This window comes from Mesorhizobium sp. M0040 (assembly GCF_040323505.1).
Taxonomy (GTDB): Bacteria; Pseudomonadota; Alphaproteobacteria; order Rhizobiales; family Rhizobiaceae; genus Mesorhizobium.
The window spans coordinates 1-19379 of sequence record NZ_JAMYVA010000001.1; the positions used below are offsets into that span (position 1 = coordinate 1).

Annotated in this window: 17 protein-coding genes; 12 read left to right on the plus strand and 5 right to left on the minus strand. The window is 64.0% G+C overall.

Annotation, left to right across the window (positions count from 1 at the left end; translation table 11 throughout):
* Positions 1-160 precede the first annotated feature (160 nt).
* The gene (polA, locus tag NKJ91_RS00005; RefSeq protein WP_352453960.1) at positions 161-3109 is read right to left on the minus strand and encodes a DNA polymerase I; all 2949 of its coding nucleotides are present in this window, start codon (positions 3107-3109) and stop codon (positions 161-163) included.
* A gap of 449 nt (positions 3110-3558) precedes the next feature.
* Between polA and NKJ91_RS00010 the strand changes: the two genes are divergently transcribed.
* The 5 genes from NKJ91_RS00010 to NKJ91_RS00030 all read left to right on the plus strand — a co-directional run bounded on the left by NKJ91_RS00010 (position 3559) and on the right by NKJ91_RS00030 (position 9320).
* Positions 3559-4944, plus strand: coding sequence for a M20/M25/M40 family metallo-hydrolase (locus NKJ91_RS00010; RefSeq protein ID WP_352453961.1), 1386 nt, complete (start codon positions 3559-3561; stop codon positions 4942-4944).
* Positions 4945-5047: 103 nt separating this feature from the next.
* Entirely contained in the window at positions 5048-5668 is a 621-nt protein-coding gene (locus NKJ91_RS00015; RefSeq protein WP_352453962.1) for a ribonuclease D, read from the plus strand.
* A 43-nt stretch (positions 5669-5711) separates the two neighbouring features.
* Entirely contained in the window at positions 5712-5963 is a 252-nt protein-coding gene (locus tag NKJ91_RS00020; protein WP_352453963.1) for a hypothetical protein, read from the plus strand.
* Between the two features lie 291 nt (positions 5964-6254).
* A complete protein-coding gene (locus tag NKJ91_RS00025) occupies positions 6255-8507 on the plus strand; it encodes a transglycosylase domain-containing protein (protein WP_352453964.1) in 2253 nt (750 codons plus the stop codon).
* 60 nt (positions 8508-8567) lie between these two features.
* The gene (locus NKJ91_RS00030) at positions 8568-9320 is read left to right on the plus strand and encodes an SDR family NAD(P)-dependent oxidoreductase (RefSeq protein WP_023675240.1); all 753 of its coding nucleotides are present in this window, start codon (positions 8568-8570) and stop codon (positions 9318-9320) included.
* Between the two features lie 91 nt (positions 9321-9411).
* Here the strand turns inward: NKJ91_RS00030 and NKJ91_RS00035 are convergent, their stop codons facing one another.
* A complete protein-coding gene (locus NKJ91_RS00035) occupies positions 9412-9861 on the minus strand; it encodes a baeRF12 domain-containing protein (RefSeq protein WP_352453965.1) in 450 nt (149 codons plus the stop codon).
* Positions 9862-10301: 440 nt separating this feature from the next.
* Between NKJ91_RS00035 and cysG the strand changes: the two genes are divergently transcribed.
* The 6 genes from cysG (at position 10302) to NKJ91_RS00065 (ending at position 16012) form a co-directional block, all read left to right on the plus strand.
* Positions 10302-11753: a siroheme synthase CysG gene (gene cysG / locus NKJ91_RS00040; RefSeq protein WP_352453966.1), complete on the plus strand. Its 1452-nt coding sequence runs from the start codon at positions 10302-10304 to the stop codon at positions 11751-11753.
* A complete protein-coding gene (locus tag NKJ91_RS00045) occupies positions 11750-12055 on the plus strand; it encodes a DUF2849 domain-containing protein (RefSeq protein WP_352453967.1) in 306 nt (101 codons plus the stop codon). Before cysG ends, NKJ91_RS00045 begins: the two co-directional genes overlap by 4 nt.
* A 73-nt stretch (positions 12056-12128) precedes the next feature.
* The gene (locus NKJ91_RS00050; protein WP_352448340.1) at positions 12129-13799 is read left to right on the plus strand and encodes a nitrite/sulfite reductase; all 1671 of its coding nucleotides are present in this window, start codon (positions 12129-12131) and stop codon (positions 13797-13799) included.
* Positions 13774-14538, plus strand: a complete 765-nt coding sequence (locus NKJ91_RS00055) for a phosphoadenylyl-sulfate reductase (RefSeq protein WP_352453968.1) — start codon at positions 13774-13776, stop codon at positions 14536-14538. Before NKJ91_RS00050 ends, NKJ91_RS00055 begins: the two co-directional genes overlap by 26 nt.
* A gap of 181 nt (positions 14539-14719) precedes the next feature.
* Positions 14720-15256: a DUF934 domain-containing protein gene (locus NKJ91_RS00060; RefSeq protein WP_352453969.1), complete on the plus strand. Its 537-nt coding sequence runs from the start codon at positions 14720-14722 to the stop codon at positions 15254-15256.
* A gap of 135 nt (positions 15257-15391) precedes the next feature.
* The gene (locus NKJ91_RS00065; protein ID WP_352453970.1) at positions 15392-16012 is read left to right on the plus strand and encodes a DJ-1/PfpI family protein; all 621 of its coding nucleotides are present in this window, start codon (positions 15392-15394) and stop codon (positions 16010-16012) included.
* A 147-nt stretch (positions 16013-16159) separates the two neighbouring features.
* Here the strand turns inward: NKJ91_RS00065 and NKJ91_RS00070 are convergent, their stop codons facing one another.
* Positions 16160-17182, minus strand: a complete 1023-nt coding sequence (locus NKJ91_RS00070; protein ID WP_352453971.1) for a fatty acid desaturase — start codon at positions 17180-17182, stop codon at positions 16160-16162.
* 126 nt (positions 17183-17308) lie between these two features.
* Positions 17309-17512 (minus strand): hypothetical protein, encoded by a 204-nt coding sequence (locus NKJ91_RS00075; RefSeq protein ID WP_352453972.1) that lies wholly within the window; start codon positions 17510-17512, stop codon positions 17309-17311.
* Positions 17513-17747: 235 nt separating this feature from the next.
* Between NKJ91_RS00075 and grpE the strand changes: the two genes are divergently transcribed.
* Positions 17748-18383 (plus strand): nucleotide exchange factor GrpE, encoded by a 636-nt coding sequence (gene grpE, locus NKJ91_RS00080; protein ID WP_352453973.1) that lies wholly within the window; start codon positions 17748-17750, stop codon positions 18381-18383.
* Between the two features lie 77 nt (positions 18384-18460).
* Here the strand turns inward: grpE and olsB are convergent, their stop codons facing one another.
* Entirely contained in the window at positions 18461-19336 is an 876-nt protein-coding gene (gene olsB / locus NKJ91_RS00085; RefSeq protein ID WP_023675251.1) for a l-ornithine N(alpha)-acyltransferase, read from the minus strand.
* Positions 19337-19379: the final 43 nt, after the last annotated feature.

Here is a 19379-nt window from a genome sequence, read left to right on the forward strand (position 1 = left end):
CAGCGGCCGCAAGGACCGTGCTCAAAGGCCGGACATATGGACGCAAGCGATCGAAAACGACGCAAAACAACCGTTGCAGGCAGGGCGCCGTCCACATATGGATCCTAGGGTCTGCGCTTCGCTTCGCGTTCGCTCCGCCCTAGGATGACGAAGCACGGCCTTAATGCGCCTCTTCCCAGTTGTTGGCGGCGCGGGCGTCGACGTGCAGCGGCACCGACATCGACACCGCCGGCATGGCGGCGTTCTCCATGACGTGGCAGACGACCGGGATCGTCGCCTCGACCTCGGCTTCGGCCGTCTCGAAAACCAGCTCGTCATGCACCTGCAGCAGCATGCGGGCAGAAAGCCTGGCTTTTTCCAGCGCCTCGTCCATGCGGATCATGGCGCGGCGGATGATGTCGGCGGCGGTGCCCTGCAGGCGTGCGTTGATCGAGGCGCGCTCGTTGAACGCCCGGACCGAAGGATTTGACGATCTGATTTCCGGATAGTGGATGCGGCGGCCGAAAATGGTCTCGACGAAGCCGTGCTCGCGGGCATAGGCCTTGGTCGCATCGATATAGTCGCGGATGCCGGGGAAGCGCTCGAAATATTTCTTGATGTAGTCGCCGGCTTCCTCGCGCGCGATCGACAGCTGGTTGGCGAGGCCAAAGGCCGAAATGCCGTAGATGATGCCGAAATTGATCGCCTTGGCACGGCGGCGCACTTCCGAAGGCATGCCCTCGACCGGCACGTTGAACATTTCAGACGCGGTGATGGCGTGAATGTCGGCGCCATCGGCGAAGGCCTGCTTGAGCTGCGGGATTTCGGCGACGTGGGCCAGCACGCGCAATTCGATCTGGCTGTAGTCGGCGGAAACCAGCTTGTTGCCCTTGTCGGCGATGAAGGCCGTCCTGATCTTTCGCCCCTCCAGGGTGCGTACCGGAATGTTCTGCAGATTGGGATCCGAGGACGACAGCCGTCCGGTCGTCGTCGCGGCAAGCGCGTAGGAGGTGTGGACGCGCTTGGTGTCGGGATGGATGAAGCCGGGCAGCGCATCGGTATAGGTCGATTTCAGCTTGGTCAGCTGGCGCCAGTCGACGATCTTACGCGGCAATTCGTGGCCTTCGGCGGCGAGGTCTTCGAGAAGCTGCGCCGAGGTCGACCACTGGCCGGTCTTGGTTTTAGAACCGCCGGGCAGACCCATCCTGCCGAACAGGATGTCGCCGAGCTGTTTTGGCGAGCCGATGTTGATGCGTTCGCCGACCAGCTGGTAGATCTCGTCCTCGAGCCGTGCGGCACCCTGTGCCAGTTCTCCGGAGAGCCGCGACAGGATCTGCCGGTCGACGGAGATGCCGCGCTGTTCCATCCGCGCCAGGACCGGCACCAGCGGCCGTTCCAGCCGTTCATAGACCGAGACCAGGCCCTTGGCGGCAAGCCGTGGCTTCAGCACCTGCCAGAGCCTGAGCGCGACGTCGGCGTGCTCGGCCCCGTAAGCCGTCGCCTTGCCGAGGTCGGCCTGATCGAGGCCGACGAAGCTTCTTCCCGAACCGGCCAGTTCCTTCAGCGGAATGGTCGCGTGGCCGAGCCATTTATCGGCCAGCGCCTCCAGGCCATGGCCACCATGAGTGCCGGCCTCAAGCACGTAGGAGATCAGCATGGTGTCGTCATAGGGGCCGATCTCGATGCCGTGACGGCTCATGACGACAAGGCGGTATTTCATGTCGTGCACGATCTTGAGGACGGATTTGTCCTCGAGCAGCGGCTTGAGCAACGCCAGCGCGTCGCGGATCGGGATCTGGTTTTCGACCGCGCCGCCGCCGAGCAGGTCGCCATTGCCGTTTTTGTGGGCAAGCGGCACGTAGGCGGCGTGGCCGGGCGCGACGGCCATGGCAAGGCCGATCAGTTCGGCCCGCATCGGATCGGGCGAGGAGGCTTTAACGTCGAAGGCGACGATGCCTCTCTCCATCGCCTCGGCGATCCAGACCTTCAGCGTCGCGGCGTCGCGGATGCAGGCGTAGGCGCTGTTGTCGATCTTGCGGGCGGTGGCAGCCTCCAGGCGAAGCGCCGAAAGCAGGGATGGGGTGTCGCCTTGCTTGGCTGCGGCCGGGGCTTCGAGTGCCGCTTCGTCCGACGGCGGTGCGCTCTCGGCGGCCGCGGGCGCGCCAAAACCCATATCGGGGCCATGTGCGGTATCGGCACGCTCTATGGTGACGGGGGTGGCTGGAACGTCGCCCGCGTCGGTCCCCGTCGCTTCGGCCACGCGGCGGGTCAGCGTCGAGAATTCCATGGTCTTGAGAAAGCCGATCAGCCTTGGGCCGTCCGGCGCGTGCAACACGAACTCGTCGAGCCCTTCGGTCACCGGCACGTCGTTCTTCAGCGTCACCAGGTCACGCGAGATGCGCGCCTTGTCGGCATTGGCGATGATCGATTCGCGCCGCTTGTCCTGCTTGATCTCGCCGGCGCGGGCGAGCAGCGTGTCGAGGTCGCCGAACTGTTCGAGCAATTGCGCCGCCGTCTTCGGCCCGATGCCGGGCACGCCCGGCACATTGTCGACCGAATCGCCGGTCAGCGCCTGCAGGTCGATCATCTTCTGTGGCGGCACGCCCCATTTCTCGATCACCTCGGGAACGCCGATCTGGCGGTCCTTCATCGGGTCGTACATGGCAACCGTTGGGCCGACCAGTTGCATCAAGTCCTTGTCGGAAGAGATGATGGTGGTGTCGGCGCCGGCTTCGCAGGCAAGCCGGCAATAGGTGGCGATCAAATCGTCGGCCTCGTAGCCTTCCGTCTCAAGGCATGGCAGGTTGAAGGCCCTGGTCGCCTGGCGGATCAGGCCGAATTGCGGGATCAAATCTTCCGGCGGCGCCGAGCGGTTGGCCTTGTATTCGGGGTAGAGGTCGTTGCGGAAGGTCTTCGACGAATAGTCGAAAATCACGGCGAAATGCGTCGGCACGATGCCGACATCGGTGTTGCGGGCGTCCTGCGTCAGCTTCCAGACCATGTTGCAGAAGCCGAGCACGGCACTGGTCGGCAGCCCGTCGGACTTGCGGGACAGCGGCGGGAGCGCGTGATAGGCACGGAAGATGTAGCCGGAGCCGTCGACAAGGAAGAGATGATCGCCTTTTTTCATGGCACGAGGGATAGCGCGGCGCAGCGCCGCGGTCCATGCCAAAGGCGGCTTGCGCCAAGGGTTCCGGCAACACCCTGACAAATGGCGTGCGAGCTTGGCCGGCCCTGCCGGCCTGGCCGGAGCTTTGTTCGCTCACGCCTATGTTACAAAAGTGTAATTTTTGTGCCCTTGAATCGCCACGTTCGCAGACACAGATAAACGCCATCGGCAGTTTTCGCCGAAGTCCGGAGCAAGGCCCGTCCCCCGCCTATCCCGGACACTTGCGGCAGCCTATCCCCCCTCTCCGGGCTGCCGCATCGTTTCGAGTAAGGCCGCCGTGGTTCCCCCTCCACCACGGCGGCATTTTTTTGCCTTTCGACAAGATCCTGCCTTGTGGCCTAACGGTCGCGGGCTTTCCGTTTCGCCGTATGGGCTCTAGATTCGCCGCCAGAATCGAAAGGCCCCGCCAGATGTCAGCAGTTTCCCCCGTCCTCGACCGCCTCGACAAGAACTTCGACCAGAGCCTCGAACGTCTGTTCGGCCTGCTCGGCATCAAGTCGATCTCCACCGATCCGGACTACGCCGCCGACTGCCGCAAGGCAGCCGAATGGCTGGTCGCCGAGCTCAAGCTGATCGGCTTCGACGCCAGCGTGCGCGACACGCCGGGGCATCCGATGGTGGTCGCGCATCACGACGGGCCGGCGGGCGCGCCGCATCTGCTGTTTTACGGCCATTACGACGTCCAGCCGGTCGATCCGATCGAACTGTGGGAAAGCGACCCGTTCGCGCCGGCGGTCAAGGAGATCGAGCCCGGCCACAAAGTGATCACCGGCCGCGGCGCGGCCGACGACAAGGGTCAGCTGATGACCTTCGTCGAGGCCTGCCGCGCGTGGAAGCAGGTGCATGGCGGATTGCCGTGCCAAATCACAATCCTGTTCGAGGGCGAGGAGGAGTCCGGATCGCCGTCGCTGAAGCCGTTTCTCGAGGCGAATGCTGACGAGCTCAAGGCCAATTTCGCGCTGGTCTGCGACACCGGCATGTGGGACCGCGATACGCCGTCGATCTGCGTCTCGCTGCGCGGGCTGGTCGGCGAGGAGATCACGGTGACTGCCGCCGACCGCGATCTGCATTCCGGGCTCTATGGCGGTGCGGCCGCCAATCCGATCCGCATCCTGGCAAAAATCCTGGCCGACATCCATGATGCGGATGGCCACGTCACCATTCCAGGTTTCTATGACGGCGTCGAGGAAACGCCGTCGCAGATATTGCAGTCGTGGCTGTCGCTCGGCGAGACGGCCGAGACCTTCCTCGGCCCGATTGGCCTGTCGATCCCGTCCGGCGAGAAGGGCCGCTCGGTGCTCGAGCTGACCTGGGCGCGGCCGACGGCCGAGTTCAACGGCATTATCGGCGGCTATACCGGCAAGGGCTTCAAGACGGTGATCGCCGCGCAGGCCTCTGCGAAAGTGTCCTTCCGCCTGGTTCACAAACAGGATCCGGAAAAAATCCGCGCCGCCTTCCAGGCATTCGTCAGGGAGCGCGTTCCGGCCGACTGCTCGGTCGAATTCCACCCGCATGGCGGCTCGCCGGCGATCCAGCTTTCCTACGACTCGCCCTTCCTGGCCAAGGCCAAGCAGGCGCTGTCCGACGAATGGCCGAAGCCAGCGGTGGTGACCGGCAGCGGCGGCTCGATCCCGGTGGTCGGCGATTTCCAGACCTATCTCGGCATGGAATCGCTGCTGGTCGGTTTCGGTCTCGACGACGACCGCATCCACTCGCCGAACGAGAAGTACGAGATGAGCTCCTTCCACAAGGGCCAGCGCTCCTGGGCGCGCATTCTCGAGGCGCTGACACGCTGAAATTGCGCCAGACTCAAGTTTTTGTTGATTTTTCGCCGGATCGCGGCAAGGACGGGCATGGTCTGTCGCGCATCGCTGCACGGGGCCGCGACCGGAGAAGACGATGAGCGACATACGTTTCCACAAAAACGATCTGCCCGGCCTGCTGCATTACGATGTCGGGGCGGTCGCCATCGACACCGAGACGCTGGGGCTGAACCCGCATCGCGACCGGCTCTGCGTCGTGCAGATCTCGCCGGGCGACGGCTCGGCCGACGTCATCCAGATCGCACCCGGCCAGAAGAAGGCGCCGAACCTCGTCAGCCTGCTGAAGAACCGCAGCATCACCAAGCTGTTCCATTACGGCCGCTTCGATCTCGCCGTGCTCTACAACGCCTTTGGCGTCATGTCGGAGCCGGTGTTCTGCACCAAGATCGCGTCGCGGCTGACGCGCACCTACACCGACCGGCACGGGCTGAAGGACATCTGCTTCGAGCTTCTCGGCGTCGGCCTATCGAAGGCGCAGCAATCATCGGACTGGGCCGCCGAGACGCTGTCGCCCGAGCAGCTCGAATATGCCGCCTCCGACGTGCTCTATTTGCACCGGCTGCGCGACGTGCTCAGCGCGCGGCTGGCGCGCGACAACCGGACCAGGGAGGCCGATGCCTGCTTCCGCTTCCTGCCGACGCGTGCGAAACTCGACCTGATGGGCTGGGATGAAGAGGACATCTTCGCCCACAGCTGATGGCCTTCTGGCACTTTAACGCCGTCGGCCGGGAGGAATTGAAATGGCTGCGCGAAAACCAATCGAAACGGCACCGAAGGACGGTTCCAAAGTCACCGTCTACTGGCAGGACAGCGACGGCGTGATCAACGAGAGCATCGCGCAATACCGTTCGCTCGACCGGCTGAAGGCGGCCGGCGGCGACTGGGACGAAAGCGACGCCGGCTGGTGGGCCTATACGGACGGCCATACGCAAAGGAAGATCGAGCCGATCAGCTGGCGGCCGGCCTCCGACGATCCGGACGCCGACGACTGAGGGTTGTCGCAACCGCCGAACTGAAGTGATTATTCTGAGGCAAAGCATATTTTGTTCTTGCTTTGTGCCTGCAGCTATGCTACTAATTTCGCTATGGTGCTCATTGGCTCCAACGACCCGCCAGCCGAGGCGGGTTTTTCATTTCCGGCTTTGGCGCTGTCGCGGGCCGCAGCCGTTCGGCAAGCGACTGAATACAGTTTATTTCGATTTTTCCCGACTTAACCCGCCTTTAAACCGCCGCATCTAGTCTTCAACCCCAACGCCATAGGCATGGGGAAGACAGCACAGCGCATGGCGAACCGGAAAGACAGCCGCATCGAGCCCAGCTTCGAGGCATCGCCGGGGGCGAGATCCTCGGCCGGTTTTTCGGTAAGCGAGGAGGACCGCGTCGTGCCGAGCAACCGAAAAGCCGCTGCAAAGCGCAAATCGTCCAAGGCCAAGCCGCCGCGCGGCGGGCGCGGCAAAAGCCGGCGCGGCGTGTTCGGCGTGCTTGCCCGGCTGTTCTACTGGTGCTTCGTGCTGGCCATCTGGGGCGGTATCGCCACTGCCGGCATCGTCGTCTATTACGGCGCGAAAATGCCGGCGGCCACCACCTGGGCCATTCCCGATCGCGCCCCCAACATCAAGATCGTCTCGGTCGACGGCCAGCTGCTTGGCAATCGCGGCATGAGCGGCGGCGAGGCCGTCGGCCTGCACGAAATGTCGCCCTACATTCCCGAAGCCGTCATCGCAATCGAAGACCGCCGCTTCTATTCGCATTTCGGCATCGATCCGATCGGCCTTTCCCGGGCCATGGTGACTAATGTGCTCGGCGGGCATTTTTCGCAGGGCGGCTCGACGCTGACCCAGCAGCTCGCCAAGAACCTGTTCCTGACGCCGGACCGCACGCTGGAACGCAAGGTGCAGGAAGTGCTTTTGGCGCTGTGGCTGGAGCACAAGCATACGAAGGACCAGATCCTCGAAATGTACCTCAACCGGGTCTATTTCGGCTCCGGCGCCTATGGCGTCGAAGCGGCCTCGCGCCGCTATTTCGGCAAGAGCGCGCGCGACGTCACGCTGTCGGAGGCGGCACTTCTCGCCGGCCTGCTCAAGGCGCCGTCGCGGCTGTCGCCGGCGCGCGACCCGAAGGCCGCCGAACAGCGTTCGCAGCTGGTGCTCGCCGCGATGCGCGACGAGGGCAAGATCAGCGCCAAGGAGCAGACCACGGCGATGAGCGCGCCGGCGACACGCGCGCCGTCCTACTGGACCGGCTCGGAAAACTATGTCGCCGATACGATCATGGAAGAACTGCCCGACCTGATCGGCGACGTGCGCCGCGATATCGTCGTCGACACGACTGTCGACCTGACGCTGCAGAAGCTCGCCGAGCAATCGATCCGCCGGCTGATCGACCAGAGCGGCAAAAAACTCAATGTCAGCCAGGGCGCGCTGGTGTCGATCGACAATTCCGGCGCGGTGCGCGCGATGGTCGGCGGTTACGACTATTCGACCAGCCAGTTCGACCGCGCCTCGGAAGCGCGCCGCCAGCCGGGCTCGGCGTTCAAGCCGTTCGTCTATATGGCGGCGCTGGAATCCGGCCGCACGCCCGACAGCGTGCGCAACGACGCGCCGATCAAGATCGGCAACTGGACGCCCGACAATTACGGCGGCAAGTATTTCGGCAAGGTGACGCTGGCGACGGCGCTGGCAAAATCGCTGAACTCGGTTGCCGCGCAGCTGACCATGGAAGTCGGGCCGAATGCGGTGGTCGAGGCGGCGCACCGCATGGGCATCCAGTCCGAGCTGACGGCCAACACATCGATCGCGCTCGGCACCTCGGAAGTGACGCCGCTGGAACTGACCTCGGCCTATGTTCCCTTCGCCAATGGCGGTTATAAGCCGGACATCCATTTCATCCGCCGGGTCACGACGAGCGACGGCAAGGTGCTCTACGAAAACAATGGCGGCGGTGCGCCGCGCGTCGTCAAGCCCGATGTCGTCGGCATGATGAACTCGATGATGACCGGCACGGTCGAGATCGGCACGGCCAGGAAGGCGGCGTTCGCCTGGCCGGCGGCCGGCAAGACCGGCACCAGCCAGAACTCGCGCGACGCCTGGTTCATCGGCTATACCGCCAACCTGACCACCGGCGTCTGGTTCGGCAATGATGACGGCAGCGCGATGAAGAAGGTCACCGGCGGCGCGCTGCCGGCGCAGGCCTGGCACGAATTCATGGTCGCCGCGCATGAGGGCGTGCCGGTGCGGCCGCTGCCCGGAACCTGGAAGTCGACGCCGCCCGACACCATCGTCCCGGACGACATACCGTCCGATACGGCGCCGCCGGCGCCGGTCGCTTCCGTCGGCCAATCGGCGCCGCCTGCGGCAGCTACCCAGTCGGCTTCGCGTCCCGTGCGTCCTGCCGAGACGGTCGATGCCGGCGGCCTGGCCATGCCGGGCGTCGACAGCGCCACCGGATCGATCAAGCACCCGGTGCCGCCCGGCAATGTCGGCGGCCCGGTCAAGAAGCGGCAGACCTCGATCCTTGATATTCTGACAGGCGGCTGAGCGACAGGCCCCTCGCCACCGCTGCCGCGTTCCGCTACATCTCCCGTTTGGAGACCGCGAATGGCAGAGACCGACACCAGAAAAACCATCGTGCTGACCGGCGCCAGCCGTGGCATCGGCCATGCCACCGTCAAGCGCTTTTCACGCGAAGGCTGGCGCGTCATCACCTGCTCGCGCCAGGCCTTTGCCGAGGACTGCCCGTGGCCGGCCGGACCTGAAGACCACATCAAGGTCGACCTCGCCGACCAGGAGGATGTCGGCATCGCCATCTCGGAAATCCGCCACCGGCTCGAGGCGCATGGCGGCCAGCTGCATGCGCTGGTCAACAATGCCGGCATCTCGCCCAAGCTCAAGGACGGCAACAGCCGCATGAACTCGATCGACACGCCGATGCATGTCTGGCGCGACGTCTTCCAGGTCAATTTCTTCGCCCCGATCATGCTGGCGCGGGGCCTGTTCAAGGAGCTGGCGTCGGCCAAGGGCTCGATCGTCAACGTCACCTCGATCGCCGGTACCCGCGTGCATCCTTTCGCCGGTACCGCCTATGCGACGTCGAAGGCGGCACTCGGCTCGCTGACCCGCGAGATGGCGCATGATTTCGGCCCGCACGGCATTCGCGTCAATGCGATTGCGCCGGGCGAGATCGACACCGCGATCCTGTCGCCGGGCACCGAAAAAATCGTCGAGACCATTCCGCTGAGAAGGCTGGGCACCACGGCGGAAGTCGCCGACATCATCTTCTTCCTGTGCTCGCAGCAGGCGTCCTACGTGACCGGCTCGGAAATACACATCAATGGCGGCCAGCACGTGTAGAAGGCTTTCCAGGCGAGCGAGCCGGCAGGATTTGTCAGCATCGCGGGCGGCGTGTTCAAGTCTGGCGGCGGTTGACGCCGCCGATGCCCGATCAGGTCGCCTGCAGCAGGCTCTCGATATCGGGTATGCTGTGGTTGGTCAGCGTCTTTGGAATTTCGGCCGTTATCTTGTCGGTGACCTCCTTGTGCAGCTTCCTGCGCATGTCGCCCAGCACCGGCGGCGGTGCGATCAGCACGATCTCCTTGAAGGTGCCGCGATGCGCCAGCTTGTAGAGCCTGTCGGCAATCTCTTCGGCAAAACGCTCCTTGCCGAGACGGTGCCAGTCGGTGTCCTCGACCGCACTGCGGTGGACGGAAGGGCCGTCGCTGTAGCGGCCGGGGCGGTCCGTGCCTTGTTCTCGGGTTGCCGGATTTTCCTGCTCCATCTCGTGCACGACCTGAAGGTCGGGATATTGGACGTCTCCACGGTTCTCGAGGAACAGCGCCTTTTCGCCATCTGCCACCACGATCCACAGTCCGCGTTTCAGTCTGACGTTGCTCATGGGGCGCTCCTTTTTTGATTTTTCGAGCCCATCGCCGGGCCTTTGCCGCAGGGGTGTGACCGGGCCTGGGTCCATAGGGCAAACGCGTGCCGAGGCGGGAATGTTCCGGTACTCGGACCCGGTATTCCGACAAGGGCCGGCGAGAGTGCGGGGCTGCCGTCGATCGCTCGGTCAGCATCCGGCGGCTTAATCTACTAAATTGATAGAATTTAGAAAAATCTGTTTTGTGATTAGCTCCTCCGGCCGCTAAAAAGGCAGCGGATCAAGGGCTGCAACAGCAGCTTCAATCTGCTCCGCATTTGAATGTGGAATATTTTTCTCTTGGCCTTCATGCTTGCAGAAAAGAGATTGCCTGCTACGAAGCGATGCGCGAGTGGGTGCCTTCTGGTTTTTCGCGCCCCCGCGTAGAACTGACAAACGGTTCCAGGATTCCGCTCGTCATGCCGCAAGCCACGCCCAAGCTCAATGCCTTTCCCGTCTTCATGCGGGTCGAGGGCGAAGCCGTAGCCATCGTCGGCGGCGGCGAGGAGGCGCTGGCCAAGGCGCGGCTGCTCGCGCAGTCGAGCGCTGTGCTGCGCGTCGTCAGCGATGAAACAAGCCCGGAGCTGCTGGCCTTTATCGCCGAGACGGGGGCCGCCCACATCGCCGACGCCTATGATGCAGCACATCTCAATGGTGCGGTGATGGTGTTTGCCGCCAGCGGCGACGAGGCGCTCGATCGCCGCGTTGCCGGGGATGCGCGCCGGCTGGGCATTCCGGTCAATGCCGTCGACCGGCCGGAGCTATGCGATTTCTTCACGCCGGCACTGGTCAACCGCGCGCCGGTCGCCATTGCCATCGGCACGGAAGGTGCCGGCCCGGTGCTGGCGCAGATGCTGCGCAGCCGCATCGACCGCATGCTGTCGCCCTCGCTCGGTCCGCTCGCAACTCTCGCCGCATCGTTTCGCGACACCGCCGAAAGACTGCTGCCGAAGGGCAATGCCCGCCGCCGCTTCTGGAGCGATTTCTTTGGCGGTGCACCGGCCCGCGCTGTCGAGGCCGGCGAGCTTTCGCAGGCGCATGATGCGGCCGTCGGCCTGCTGCTTTCGAAAGAACCGGCATCGGGCCATATCGCGCTTGTCGGCGCCGGTCCGGGCGCCGAGGACCTTTTGACGCTGCGCGCCCATCGCCTGCTGATGGAAGCCAACGTGATCGTCCATGACGCGCTGGTGCCGGAGGCGATCGTCGCCATGGGCCGTCGCGACGCCGAGCGCCTGCCGGTCGGCAAGCGCAAGGGCTGCCATTCCAAGAGCCAGGCCGAGATCAATGCGCTGCTGGTCGAGCTTGGCCGCGCCGGCAAGCGTGTCGTGCGGCTGAAGTCCGGCGACCCGCTGGTGTTCGGCCGGGCCGGCGAGGAGATGGCGGCACTTCGCGATGCCGGCGTCGCCTACGAAGTGGTTCCGGGCGTCACCGCGGCCTTCGCCGCCGCCGCCGATTTCGAACTGCCGCTGACGCTGCGCGGCGTGTCGTCGTCGATGGTGTTCACCACCGGCCATGACCTCAAGGGAAATTCGCTGCCAGATTGGGCAAAGCTCGCTATTTCCGGCGCGACGGTCGCCGTCTATATGGGCCGCTCGGTCGCTGCAGAGGTCGCCGGCCGGCTGATCGAAGCCGGCCTGTCGCCGGATACGGCCGTCGCCGTGGTCGAGAATGCCAGCCTTGCCAGCCGCCGCCGTTTCCACGGCACGCTCGCCGACCTGCCGTCGCTGGAGGCGCGCGCCGACCTCAGCGGCCCGGTGATGACCATCATCGGCGACGCGGTCGCCGGCGCCAATTTCGAACGGTCCGAGCCGCTGGCGGCACACAGGCAGGAAAGCGTGGCCCGTGCTGCCGCGCAAGGAGTGAACCAATGAAAGTCCTGACCGCGAACCGCCTCGCCGACGGCATAGCCGTCTGGTACGCCAATGGCGGCTGGGCCGAGACCATCGACCATGCCGACATCGCCCATGACAAAGCGGCCGAGGACCGGCTGGAGGCGATCGGCGCCAAGGCCTCCGCCAACAACGAAGTGGTCGACGTCAACCTGATAGACGTGACCGTGGCCAACGGCACGGTCGAAGCGGTCCGGCTGCGTGAAAAGATCCGTGCCGCCGGCCCGACCACCCGCAACGACCTGGGCAAGCAGGCCCGTCCGCAAGCCGCACGCGCGGCATAGATGACCCAAGCATGATCCCGATCATGCTCGAACGAAGAAAATAACGGGCGGACGCGCCCGGAAAGACCTGAATATGTACCGTTACGATGAGTTCGACCACGATTTCGTCAAGGCCCGCGTCGCCGAGTTCAGCGACCAGGTCGCGCGGCGCCTTGCCGGCGAGATCACCGAGGACCAGTTCCGGCCGCTGCGGCTGATGAACGGCGTCTATCTGCAACTGCATGCCTATATGCTGCGCATCGCGGTGCCCTACGGCACGCTGAACAGCAAGCAGCTGCGCATGCTTGGCCACATCGCCCGCAAATACGACAAGGGTTACGGCCATTTCACGACGCGCCAGAACATCCAGTTCAACTGGCCGGCGCTGTCGGACATCCCGGCGATCCTGGCGGATCTGGCAAGCGTCGAGATGCACGCGATCCAGACCAGCGGCAACTGCATTCGCAACGTCACTGCCGACCACTTCGCCGGCGCAGCCGCCGACGAGGTTGCCGATCCGCGCCCCTATGCCGAAATCCTGCGGCAATGGTCGTCGGTGCATCCGGAATTCTCGTTCCTGCCGCGAAAATTCAAGATCGCGGTGACCGGCGCCGAGCGCGACCGCGCCGCCATCCAGACGCACGACATCGGCCTGCACCTGAAGAAGAACGCCGCCGGCGAGCTTGGTTTCGCCGTCTATGTCGGCGGCGGCCAGGGCCGCACGCCAATGGTGGCCAAGAAGATCCGCGATTTCCTGCCCGAAGCGGATCTGTTGTCCTACTGCACGGCGATCCTGCGCGTTTACAACCTCTACGGCCGTCGCGACAACAAGTTCAAGGCGCGCATCAAGATCCTGGTCCATGAGACCGGCGTCGAGGAGATCACCCGCCAGGTCGAGGCCGAATGGCAGGAGTTGAAGGACGCCGAGCTGAGGCTGCCGGAAGAAGACATCCGCGCCATCGACGCCTATTTCGCGCCGCCGGCGCTTGTCGACCGGCCGGAAGGCGATGAGGCGGTCAAGCTTGCCCGCCTCGACTCAAAGAGCTTTTCCGAATGGCTGGACCAGAATGTGGTCACCCATCGCCATCCCGACTACGCGGCGGTGACCATCTCGCTCAAGGGCATCGGCGAGACGCCGGGCGATGCCTCCGACAGCCAGATGGAAGCGGTCGCCGACATTGCCGAAAAATATTCATTCGACGAGCTGCGCGTCAGTCACGAGCAGAACCTGATCCTGCCGCATGTCGCGCGGGCCGACCTCAAGGCGGTCTATGACGCGCTTGTCGATATCGGGCTGGCGACGGCCAATTCCAACCTGATCAGCGACATCATCTCCTGCCCCGGCCTCGACTATTGCGCGCTGGCAACGGCGCGTTCCATTCCCGTGGCGCAGGAAATCTCGCGGCGCTTTGCTTCGCTGGAGCGCCAGCGCGACATCGGCGAATTGAAGCTGAAGATTTCCGGCTGCATCAATGCCTGCGGCCATCACCATGTCGGCCATATCGGCATCCTCGGGGTCGAGAAGAAAGGCGCCGAGCTCTACCAGGTGACGCTCGGCGGCTCGGCCGACGAGAACACCTCGGTCGGCGAGATCATCGGCCGCGGCTTCAGTTCGGAAGAGATCACCGATGCCATCGAGCAGATCGTCGAGACCTATCTCGGGCTTCGGCTGGACAGAAACGAAAGATTCATCGACGCCTACCGCCGAGTCGGTCCCGCGCCGTTCAAGGAGGCGCTCTATGCTGGCGAAGCCAAGGCCGCTTGACCGGATCGTCGACGTCGAGGCCGGCATCGCCGCCCAAGCGGCGGGTCTCGACGCGCTCTACGGCCATCTAAAGCCGCTGGAGATCATCGAGCGGTCGGCCCGGGAGTTCTTTCACGGCGAAATCGCCGCCGTCTCGTCCTTCGGCGCGGATTCGGCGGTGTTGCTGCACATGATCGCCGAGATCGACCGGACGCTGCCGGTGATCTTTCTCGACACCGGCAAGCATTTCGAGGAAACGCTCGGCTATCGTGACGCGCTGGCCGCCGATTTCGGGCTGAGCGATATCCGGGTGATCAGGCCCGACGATGCGGCGCTGGCAAGGATCGACCCGACCGGCAATCTGAACGAGACCGACACCGACGCCTGCTGCGACGTGCGCAAGGTCGAGCCGCTGGCGCGCGGCGTCGAGCCGTTCCGCGCCTGGTTCACCGGCCGCAAGCGCTTCCAGGCGGCGACCCGGGCAGCGCTGCCGGTGTTCGAGGCGGTCGGCTCGCGCATCCGCATCAATCCGCTGGCGCACTGGACGACATCGGACCAGGCCGGCTACATGCGCGCGCATGCGCTGCGTGAAAACCCGCTGGTCGCCTATGGCTATCTGTCGATCGGCTGTTTCCCATGCACGCAGCCGGTGCAGCCGGGCGACGACGCGCGCAGCGGCCGCTGGGCCGGGCACGCCAAGACCGAATGCGGCATCCATTTGTCGGGGCTGGAAAGGTCGCTGACCGACGCCTCGCTTTAGGGTATGTTGATATTCAGCCGGCCTGCAAACGGCGGCTTCCTGCGCTTCCGGCGCTCACGTACCCAAAGTACGCTCCGCTCCGGTTCTCGGAAGCCACCATTTTCGGCTCGGCCTGACCTGAATCTCAACGCACCCTGAGGTGTTTTGCACTTTAGAATCTTTGGACTTGGGAATTTTCTTGATGAGCGACTTGATAGCCGAAAACGCCATGCGGCTGTGGACACCGGATGGGTTCCGCGAGGACGAGTGGGTGCATGCCGAAAGCGCCGAGGCGCTGGTCGGCAATGGCCGTTTCATCCTGCCGTTGCAGGCGTTTCTCGGCCTCGATCCGGAGGTGCGGCGGTCGGCGAAGGAGCGCATCGGTGTGCTGCTGCAGCCCGGCGATCAGCTCGAAAAGATCGCAGGCCTGCTCGATCAGCTGTCGCTGGTGGCGCTGGCGTTTCCGGCGTTCAATGACGGCCGCTCGTTCTCCAAGGGCGAATTGCTGCGCAGCCGTTATCATTTTGCAGGCGCTATGCGCGCCACCGGGCAGGTGCTGATTGATCAGCTGCCGCATATGCTGCGCCTCGGCTTCGATGAATTCGAGATATCGCACCCGGTGCTGCTGAAGCGGCTCGAGCAAGGTCGTACCGGCGGACTGCCGCTGTCCTACCAGCCGGCGGTGAAGCCGGAGGCCAAAGGCCCGAAATATTCCTGGCGGCGGGTGCGCGCCGGCTGATCCGCTCCGGAGGGCCAGAAGCCTTCTGGTCGGACCACATTCCCGATTCAGCCTTTTATTTTGCGCCTCTCCGCCTTAGGATAGGCCCATTATTTCGCGATCCGAATAAATGTGGCCACAAGGGAGGAACCGGGTATGGCTGGCAAGAAGATATTGATGCTCGTTGGCGAGTTCAGCGAGGAGTACGAGATTTTCGTCTTTGAACAGGCCATGCATGCGGTGGGCCACACCGTCCATGTCGTTTGCCCCGACAAGAAGGCCGGCGATATCCTGAAGACCTCGCTGCACGACTTCGAGGGCCACCAGACCTATACGGAAAAGCTCGGCCACGACTACATCCTCAACAATACGTTTTCCGAGGTCAATCCGGCCGACTACGATGCCGTCTACGCGGCGGGCGGGCGCGGGCCGGAATATATCCGCATCGACAAGCGCGTGCAGGCGCTGGTGCGGCATTTCCATGAGACGGGAAAACCGATCTTCACCATCTGCCACGGCGTGCAGATCCTGATCGCGGTCGACGGCGTGGTGCGCGGCCGCGAAGTCGCGGCGCTGCAATATTGCGAGCCGGAAGTCACGCTGGCCGGCGGCATCTATATCGATGTTGCGCCGACCGGCGCCCATGTCGACGGCAATCTGGTGTCGGCCAAGGGCTGGCCGGGCCTTGCCGCGTTCATGCGCGAATGCCTGAAAGTGCTGGGCACCGAGATCCGCCAGGGCGAGATCCTGATGCGCGACCAGCGCCAGGCGGCTTAAGCTCGGAATGTGGAGCCCGCCGCACCCCTAACGCATGTCGCGCAAAAGTGTTCAGCGGTTTTGCGATAACGGCATGCATAAACAAGAACCTAAAGCGCGTCGCATGAGGCCGGTCGAGCGCGACGCGCTTTAGGTGCGGCGGTGGGTCTACACGGCCATCCGCGCTTCGCGGAACGATACCAGCTTGCTGCGGCTCTCGTCCCACAGCGCCAGCTTGACGCAGCGCAGGCTGTCGAGGAGTGTGACGCGGCCGATCTCGCGCAACTCCGGATAGTCCCTCAGCACTTCCGGAAGCCGGTAGCATGGCACCTTGGCCGAGAGGTGGTGCACGTGGTGGACGCCGATATTGCCGGTGATCCAGTTCAGCACCGGCGGCAGGTCGTAATAGGACGAACCGTGCAGGGCAGCGTGCTGGAATTCCCACTCGGAGTCCTTTGTCCACTCCGTCTCTTCGAACTGATGCTGGACATAGAACAGCCAGATGCCGGCCGATCCGGCGAGGATGACGATCGGCAAATGCACGACCAGGAACGCGCCGGGGCCAACGAACCAGATGAGCAGCGCGGCGATGACCGCGATGGCTAGGTTGGTGGACATCGACGACACCCAGGGGGTGAGGCCGCCCCGCATCATGCCCAAGGGCAGTCTCTGCTCGAAAATGAAAATCCAGATCGGGCCAAGGCCGAACATCACCAGCGGATGGCGATAGAGGCGATAGGCGAGCCGGCCCCGCCACGACAGTTGCCGATATTCGGCGACGGTCAGTGTCTTGATGTCGCCGGTGCCGCGCTCGTCGAGATTGCCGGCGCTGGCGTGATGGGTTGCGTGGGCGCGGCGCCAGCAATCGTAGGGCGTCAGCGTCAGCACGCCAAGGACGCGGCCGATCCAGTCGTCGGCATAGCGATTGGCAAAGAAGGAGCCGTGGCCGCAATCGTGCTGGATCATGAAGATCCGCACCAGAAAGCCGGCGGCCGGAAGGATGAGGACCAGACCCCACCAATGGCCATAGGCATAAGCGGCCGAGGACAATCCCCACAGCGTGGCGAAAGGAATGAGGGTGATGGCGAGTTCGACGGCGCTGCGACGCCTGTCGGGCTTTTTATAGCGCGACAGGATTTTCAACCAGGCGCGCTTGCTGTTTGCCACAGCTTCGGGGGAAATCATGTTCATCATGAAACATAGGCGGAGCAGGGCGCTGCCGCAAGGCGGCGATCACGCAAAGTTACTGCGGGTAAATGTCGCGCGATGGCGAGGAATTGCGGCCGCAATCGCAGGTCGCGTTGCTGGCGACGGTGTCTACCGACGGCGCCCGCCTGCGACCACCTTGGCTTCGACGCCGTCCAGGCGGTCGAGCAATTCCTTCAGACGGTCGGGAATATCGGACTCCGTGCGGAAGGCCGGCAAGGTGCGCAGAAAGCGCTTAGTCGCCTCGGTGCCGAGCTGGCGCCGGATATCGGCGGCGAGCCCGACGCGTTTTTCGCCATTCCTGCGGGGCATCATCCAAAATCCTGTGTCGGCTTCGAAACTCTTCCAAGGGAGGAATGGTTCCCGCATTGTAGCATGCTGGCAAGCAAAGCCGTCGGGTACGGTAAAGTTTGAATTAAAATCGAGAGGTCTGCGCCGTCCGCCATCAAGCAGCGACAGCGGCTGCAGTATCGCTTGCCCCTTGATTTTTGGCCGCCAAACCTCGATATCGGGCGCAAATCACACCATTCGAAAATGACGGGAAACGGCGATGAGCGACCAGGCAAAAGACGAACGCGCGCCCGATGAAGCCGAGAAGACCGAGGCTGCCGCGGAGCCAAGGGAAGGTAGCGTCGACGGCGACTATGAAGCGCTTGTGCGGCTTCTGAAGGAAAACGAAGAGCTGAAGGATCGCGTGCTGCGCGTCGCGGCCGACATGGAGAACTTGCGTCGCCGCACCGCCCGCGACGTCCACGATGCGCGCGCCTATGCGGTTGCCAATTTTGCCCGCGACATGCTTTCGGTGTCAGACAATCTGCGCCGTGCGCTGGATGCCATCCCGGAGGAGGCCAAGGCTTCGGGCGATGCCGGCTTCAAGGCGCTGATCGACGGCGTCGAGATCACCGAGCGCGCCATGCTGTCGGCGCTGGAACGCCACGGCGTGAAGAAGCTCGAGCCCGAGGGCGAGAAATTCGATCCGAATTTCCACCAGGCGATGTTCGAGGTGCCCAATCCCGACGTACCGGCCAACACGGTCGTGCAGGTCGTGCAGCCCGGCTATTCGATCGGCGAGCGTGTTCTGCGGCCGGCCATGGTCGGCGTCGCCAAGGGCGGCCCCAAGCATGTCGCAAGCGAAGCGCCAGTGGAGCCGGGGCCAGTCAACGAGCAGGCCGAGAAGGATGCGTGAATGGTGAATAGTGAATGGTTAGTAGTGAGTAGCCAATTGCTGCTCCAGCAGTCAGTGCTATTCCCTTACTGCCCTACTCAGGCCGCAAACCGCTGCGCTTCTCCGCCATAATAATTGACGTAGCGGGCACCGATCTCCTTGACCGGCATCACCACGAACACGTCGACCGTCGAGAATTCACGGTCGATGACGCAACCGTCGCCGATGCGCGCGCCGACGCGCAGATAGCCCTTGACCAGCGGCGGCATCGCGGCGATCGCCGCCTTGGTATTGACGGCCTCGATCGGCATCAGATCCATGGAACAATAGCGCCCGGCGACGGCACGCACGTCCCATGATGAATTCGTCCGGCAGTGGTGGGCAAGATAGGTCAGCGCCTCCGCATGTGCCGCAGGCACGGTGCCGTGGAACGACGCGCAGCCGGTCATCACGCCGATGCCGTAATGGTTGATGTAGGCCCAGATGCCTTGCCACAGCGCCTCGATGGTGCGCTTCGAGCGGTATTCCGGCAGAACGCAGGAGCGGCCGAGCTCGAGGAAGCGCTGGCCGGGATGCCGCGCGATCAGCTTGGTCAGTTCGAATTCGCCTTCGGAATAGAAGCCGCCGGCGGCCGCGGCAATCTCCTGCCGCAGCAGGCGGTAGGTGCCGACGATGCGGCGATGCTCGGGGCCGGAAAGCGAAGTATCGAAGACCAGCAGATGATCGCAGAGGGGATCGAAGCGATCGGCATCGCGGCGGTCCTGCATCTGGAACAGGTCCTTCCTGGCACCAAGCTCGTCGTAGAACACCCGGTAGCGCACTTCCTGCGCGGCAGCGATCTCGGCCTCGTTGCGGGCGAGCCGCACTTCGAGATTGCCGATGCGGCCGAGCGATGCGCCTTTTATGACGGCATCGGCGTTCCGGCCGACGAGCAAAGGCCCGCTGGCGTTCGGCCGAGCATCACATTCCGGCATGACTGTATGCACGAGTGATTCTCCTTCGAGCCATCCCTCTTGG